Raw genomic sequence first — 6,147 nt, forward strand, 5'->3', positions numbered from 1 at the left:
GAGGTGGGTGACGACGATGACCTGGGCGTGCTCGGCGAGGGCGGCGAGGCGCGCCCCGACGTCGAGCGCGGCCCGGCCGCCGACGCCCGCGTCGACCTCGTCGAAGACGAACGTGGGCGGACCACCGGACGCCTCGCCCGACGGGCTCGCCGAGCCCACGACCTCGAGCGCGAGCATGACCCGCGACAGCTCGCCGCCGGACGCCGCGCGGGCCACGCTGCGTGGCGTGGCACCCGGGTTGGCCGCGAGCAGGATCTCGACGTCGTCGATGCCGTGCCGTGAGAGCCGGACCTGCTGCCCGTCGGGCAGCGCGACGCCGTCGTGGTCGGTCCGGCGGCGGAGCTCGACGTGGACGACGGCCTTGCCCATGGCCAGGTGGGCCAGCTCCTCGGACACCCGGATGCCGAAGTCGTCACCGGCCGCCCGGCGCGCGTCGGACAGGGCGAGCGCTGCGGCGACGAGCGAGGCCTCGAGCTGGGCCACCTCGGCGCCGAGACGCTCGACCCGGTCGTCGGCGGTCACGAGCTCGTCGAGCCGGGCCGCGCCGCGCCCGGACCACTCGAGCACCTCGTCGACCGTCTCGCCGTACTTCCGCGTCAGGACGCCGAGAGCTGCCCTGCGCTCCTGCACGTAGCCGAGTCGCTCGGGGTCGAGGTCGACGTCCTGGAGGTATGCCGTGAGGTCGGCAGCGAGGTCCGTGACCAGCGTGCCGACCTCGTGCAACCGCTCGTCGAGCCCCGCGAGGGCCTGGTCGTGGGCAGTGGCCGGCGTGAGCGCGCCGCGCGCCGACCCGATGAGGTCGCGCACGTTCGGAGCCGGCTCGGCGGCATAGTCGTCACCGCTGAGGTCGGCGAGCGCCTGCGCAGCCGCAAGACGGAGGGTGTCGGCGTGCGCCAGCCGCTCGTCCTCCGCGCGGAGCGCCGCGTCCTCCCCGAGCTGCGGGTCGACCGCCTCGATCTCCTCGAGCGAGGCCGTGAGCGAGTCGATCTCGCGGGCACGCTCGCGGGCCTCGGAGACCAGCCGGGAGTGCTCGCGGGCGGAGTCGCGCCACCGGTCGTAGAGCTCCGCGACCTGGTCGCGAAGGGCGGCGAGGGCAGGACCGCCGAACTCGTCGAGGACCACCCGGTGGGCGTCGCCCTGCTTGAGCCGCCACTGGTCGGCCTGTCCGTGCACCGCCACGAGCATCTGCCCGAGCTCCGCTAGCACCGAGACGGGGGCCGTGCGACCACCGACGTGGGCCCGCGACCGGCCGGCCGCGGCGATCGTGCGGGCGATGACGAGCTCGCCGTCCTCGTGGTCGGCTCCCGCCTCGTCGGCCCGGACGAGGGCCGGGTGGTCGAGCGGCAGCTGCACGACACCCTCGACGAGGGCCGAGGTCGAGCCGGTGCGGACAAGGCCGGAGTCGGCACGCTCACCGAGCAGCAGGCCGAGGCCCGAGACGACCATGGTCTTGCCGGCTCCGGTCTCACCCGTGAGCACGTTGAGCCCGGGGCTCAGGTCGAGGACGGCGTCGTCGATGACACCGACGCCGCGGATCCTCATCTGGCTGAACACGGGACCACCTTAGGGCCGAGCACCCTCACTGACGTCCACGTCGTCCACGTCGTCCACGTCGTCCACGGCGGCGACGACGCCGCCGCCGTTGCCGTTGCCGCGCCAGCCGGCCACCGACAGGTTGAACTTGGCCACGAGGCGGTCGGTGAACGGTGCGCTCGTGAGGCGCGCGAGTCGCAGTGGTCGCGCCCCACGGCATACCTCGATGCGCGCACCGGGCGGGAGGTCGACGTGTCGGCGGCCGTCGCACCACATGACACCGGCCCCCTCCGTGGCGGCCTTGATCTCCACTGCGAGACGCGTGTCGGGACCGAGCACGAGCGGGCGCGCGAAGAGCGCGTGAGCGGCGCTGGGGACGAGGAGCATCGCCTCGACCTGGGGCCAGACGACCGGCCCGCCGGCCGAGAAGGCGTAGGCCGTCGAGCCCGTGGGCGTCGACACGATGACCCCGTCGCAGCCCCAGCTCGACAGGGGTCGCCCGTCGACCTCGACGGTGACCTCGAGCATCCGCTCGCGCGACGCCTTCTCGACGCTCACCTCGTTGAGGGCCCAGCTGCTCGCGATGAGGTCGCCGTGGAGCTTGGCGTCGACATGGAGCGTCATGCGCTCCTCGACCGCGTAGTTGTTGTTCGCGATGTGCTCGACCGTGGCGTCGAGGTCGTCGCGCTCTGCTTCGGCGAGGAAGCCGACATGCCCGAGGTTGACGCCGAGCAGGGGCACGTCGACGCTGCGGGCGAACTCGGCGCCTCGCAGGATGGTGCCGTCACCGCCGAGGACCACGACGAGGTCGCACCCCTCCGCGACCTGCTCCTCGGCCGAGGCGATGTGCACGCGGGAGCTGTCCTTGAGGTCGAGGGCCTTGGCCTCGTCGGCCTGCAGCGACACGTCGATGCCGAGGTGGGTGAGACGCTCGACGACACCCTTGGCGACGGTCAGCGCCTCGGGGCGTCTCGGGTGGGCCACGAGCAGGATCCGGCGCGTCACGGGGCTCCTTCCAGGTCGACGGCCTCCAGCATGTCATCCACCGCCGTCACGGTCGCGCCCGGTACGGGTCTCGGAGCCAGCCAGAGGAGGAACTCGCGGTTGCCGTCCCCGCCGGCGATCGGGCTGGCGGTGGCCCCGTGCAGGTGCAGTCCCTGCTCCGCGACGACGGCGGCCACCTCGCGCAGGACGCGTCGGCGCTCGTGCGGCGAGCTCACGACGCCGGTGCGGCTGAGCCGCTCCCGGCCGACCTCGAACTGCGGTTTGACCAGCACGACCAGGTCACCGTCGTCGGTGACGAGGGTGCGCATGGCGGGCAGGGCGATGGCGAGGGAGATGAAGCTGAGGTCGGAGACCACGAGATCGAAGGCGCCCCCGAGTCCTGCCGCGTCCACGTCCCGGATGTTGGTGCCGGGCAGGTCACGCACGCGCGGGTCGGTGGCGATCGACGGGACGAGCTGATCGTGGCCGACGTCGAGTGCCGTGACGTGAGCCGCCCCTCGCTCGAGGAGCACCTGGGTGAATCCGCCCGTGCTCGCCCCCACGTCGAGGCAGCGTCGACCCTCGACGTGGACGGGCCAGGTGTCGAGGGCGTGGAGCAGCTTGAGGGCGGCGCGGCCCACCCAGCGTTCCGGCTCCCGGGTCAGCTCGATGGTCGACGACTCGTCGACCGGGAGGGCAGGCTTGCTCGCCGGCTTGCCGTCGACGCGCACCGCTCCCGCGGTGACGAGCTCACGCGCCTGGGTGCGCGACCTGGCCAGTCCGCGGGTGACGAGCTCGACGTCGAGCCGACGCGTCACGCCCCACCCAGGCCGCCGAGGCGGCTCTGCAGACTGCGGTGGGCGTGCTCTCCCGCCTCGATGCGTTCGGCGAAGGACCCGTGCTGTGATTCGGCAAGGAGCGCCATCGCCTCGTCGACCGCCTCGTCACCCGTCACCGGCGGCGCAGGAACCTCGCGGGCCTCGTCCGGGCCGGGCGCCGTGCCGCTCTCCCCGGCGCTGCCTTCGACCTCCGCCGGCTCGCCGGACCCGAGGTCGTCGCGTCGAGCGTCAGTCTCCCCAAGCATGTGTCGCCTCCGTGTCATGTGGCTGGTCCGCTGCGGTCACGCTACCGGGTCGGCGGTGGGAGGCGTTGCCGCCGAGTCGTCGAGCAGCCGGTCGAGCGCCTMGGCGTCGCGGCACAGCCGGTCGCGGTCCGATCTCTCGTCGCGCAGGCGCAGCAGCGCGGCCAGGCCGGCCCGCACCACCTCGATGGGCGTCCCGCTCCCCCGGTCGACGTGCAGCCCGTCGTCGGTGTGGGTCACCCGGGCGGCGCCGCACCGCCACCCGTCCGCGTCCGGGAAGGGGGCCGCATACGGCTGCAGGAGCTGGTCGAGCGAGGCGAGCACATACGTCGGGGACGCATCGGCGGCCACCAGGTCGGTCGGCCGGTCGACGCCGGTCAGGACCCAGGCCGAGTCGATGCCGGCCGCCTCGGCGCCGACGATGTCGGTGCCCAGACGGTCCCCGATCGCGAGGGTCCGGTCCGGGCGCGTCCCGAGGCGGTCCAGCGCCAACCGGTAGAGCGGAGGGTGCGGCTTGCCGACGACGTCAGGTCGTCGCCCCAGAGCGGTGACCAGCAGATCGACGTAGGCCCCGTTCCCGGGTGACTGTCCCCAGGGAAGGGGCAGGGTCGCGTCGTCGTTCGTGGCGACCCAGAGCAGCCCCGTCGTCAACACTCGCGCTGCCGACTCGAAGTCGCTCACGCGCAGCTGCTTGCCGTATCCCTGGAGCACGGCAGAGACGCGGGCAACCTCGTCGGTATCGCCGTCCGGGGAGACGGGGACGAGGCCGACGTCCTTCAGGGCCTCGACCACACCGTCGCCACCCAGGGCGAGGACCGATGCTCCCTGCTCGAGGTGGCCACCCAGCCGGACCGCACCCGCCTGCGCGCTCGACACGACGTCCGAGGCCGTCGCGGGGGCCCCGAAGGCAGCGATCTGGGCGGCGACCTCGGCTGGTACGCGCGACGCGTTGTTCGTGGCGTAGACGACCTTCATGCCCCGAGCCACGAACTGCTGAAGGGCGTCCGCAGCCTCGGGCACGGCGTCCGCCCCTCGGTAGACGACACCGTCGAGGTCGCACACCACCCCGTCATAGCCTGCGACCAGCGGTTCGCCCGACCTCACCGTGTCCATGCGTTCTCCTCGGGGACGACCCTACGGCGGAGGCCGTCGGCGGAGCAGGGGGTGGGGCCTGCGTGTACGGGTCCGACCCGTCGGATCGGACCCGTTGACCGGGTTGCGATCAGTGTCGGTCGTCGGACTCGTCGTCGGACTCGTCGTCGGTCTCGTCGTCGGACTCGATGACGTCGCCGTACTCGTTGTCGTCATCGTCGCCGAGCAGGTCAGTGACGTCCACGCCGTCGAGCTCCTCGAGCCGCTCGGCGGCATCCGTGGTGAGCTCGTGGTCGGCGTCCGCAGCCCTGGCGAACCAGTCACGCGCCACCTCGAGGTCGCCGGCAGCGAGCTTGGCGTCCGCATAGGCGTAGAAGAGGCGCGCCGCCGACGGGCGGTTCGGGTTGATCCGCTTGACGAGGTCGCTGAGACCGGCGGCTGCGGCATCGAGCTGCCCGAGGTCGCGGCGGATCCCGGACACGACGATCGCGAGCTCGACCCGGTCGTCGATGGCGAGGTTGGTGGCCTCGTCCGACTGCGCCAGCTCGAGCGCCTTGTCGTGACGACCGAGCGCGCGCTCGCAGTCGACCATGAGCGGCAGCAGGTGGCTCGACCCGGACAGCCGGCGAACCGTACGGAACTCACCCAGCGCCCGTGCCCAGTCGCCGAGGCGGTAGGCGACCAAGCCGAGGGACTCGCGCGCGGCAGGGACGCGTCCGGCGCGGCGCACGGCGGTCTCAGCGTGGGCCAGGGCGGCCTCGGGCTCGACGTCGAGCAGCTCGGCCACCATGACGAGGTGCTGGGCGACGCCTTCCGCGTTCTCCTTGGACAGGGTGCGCAGCTGGTTCTTGACGCCGCGGTCGACCTCGTGGCCGGTGACGCCTTCGCGGATCGCGGGCTCGGGCTTGCGCGGCGACTTGGGCGTCAGACGCGGACCGCCGCGCCGGTCGTCGTCCTGCGGGCGCCCGGCGCCGCCCCGGGGCCGGTCATCGAAACGTCGAGGCCCACGGTCRTCACGGCYSCCGCTGGAGCGTCGGTCGTCCGAGCGGTAGCCGCCACGGTCATCGCGTCGTGGGGCCGAAGAGCGCGGGGCGCCCGACCGGGGCGCTCCCGAGCCCCGTCCGGCCCCGCCGGTGCGTGCGGGGCCTCGCTGACCGCCGTCGCGGTCGCGGCGGTCGCCTCGGCTGTCGTTGCCGTCCTGGTCACTCATGTTCTGCATCCTTCCGCGCCGACCGTGGTCGGCGCCACCTCTGGCGTCATCGAGCACAAAAAGAAAGAGCGCCCCAGACGGATCAATGAAGTTCCGTCCGGGGCGCTCTGACAAAGTGTGTCCGGCTGCGTCCTACTCTCCCACACCGTCACCAGTGCAGTACCATCGGCGCTGAAGGGCTTAGCTTCCGGGTTCGGAATGGAGCCGGGCGTTTCCCCTTCGCTATGACAGCCGAAACTCTATGGAG

General features: G+C 72.8%; 6 protein-coding genes and 1 rRNA gene. All 7 read right to left on the reverse strand.

Annotated elements, in window-relative coordinates:
- Nucleotides 1–1,554, reverse strand: a 1,554-nt coding sequence (recN, locus tag AC1DP0_RS16585) for a DNA repair protein RecN (protein ID WP_478086273.1), incomplete at its 3' end; no start/stop codon positions are given.
- Nucleotides 1,555–1,563: 9 nt separating this feature from the next.
- On the reverse strand, nucleotides 1,564–2,538 hold the full coding sequence (locus AC1DP0_RS16590) for an NAD kinase (protein WP_478086275.1): 975 nt from the start codon (nucleotides 2,536–2,538) through the stop codon (nucleotides 1,564–1,566).
- The gene (locus AC1DP0_RS16595; protein WP_478086277.1) at nucleotides 2,535–3,335 is read right to left on the reverse strand and encodes a TlyA family RNA methyltransferase; all 801 of its coding nucleotides are present in this window, start codon (nucleotides 3,333–3,335) and stop codon (nucleotides 2,535–2,537) included. Before AC1DP0_RS16595 ends, AC1DP0_RS16590 begins: the two co-directional genes overlap by 4 nt.
- Nucleotides 3,332–3,601: a hypothetical protein gene (locus AC1DP0_RS16600; protein ID WP_478086279.1), complete on the reverse strand. Its 270-nt coding sequence runs from the start codon at nucleotides 3,599–3,601 to the stop codon at nucleotides 3,332–3,334. The genes AC1DP0_RS16595 and AC1DP0_RS16600 overlap by 4 nt, the downstream gene beginning before the upstream one ends.
- A gap of 36 nt (nucleotides 3,602–3,637) precedes the next feature.
- Nucleotides 3,638–4,711 carry an HAD-IIA family hydrolase gene (locus AC1DP0_RS16605; RefSeq protein ID WP_478086282.1) on the reverse strand — a complete coding sequence of 358 codons (1,074 nt, stop codon included), beginning with the start codon at nucleotides 4,709–4,711 and terminating at the stop codon, nucleotides 3,638–3,640.
- A 109-nt stretch (nucleotides 4,712–4,820) separates the two neighbouring features.
- The gene (locus AC1DP0_RS16610) at nucleotides 4,821–5,900 is read right to left on the reverse strand and encodes a tetratricopeptide repeat protein (protein ID WP_478086287.1); all 1,080 of its coding nucleotides are present in this window, start codon (nucleotides 5,898–5,900) and stop codon (nucleotides 4,821–4,823) included.
- Between the two features lie 119 nt (nucleotides 5,901–6,019).
- Nucleotides 6,020–6,136, reverse strand: a 5S ribosomal RNA gene (rrf, locus tag AC1DP0_RS16615).
- Between the last annotated feature and the right edge of the window lie 11 nt (nucleotides 6,137–6,147).

Source organism: Terrabacter sp. P5_B1 (assembly GCF_056400505.1).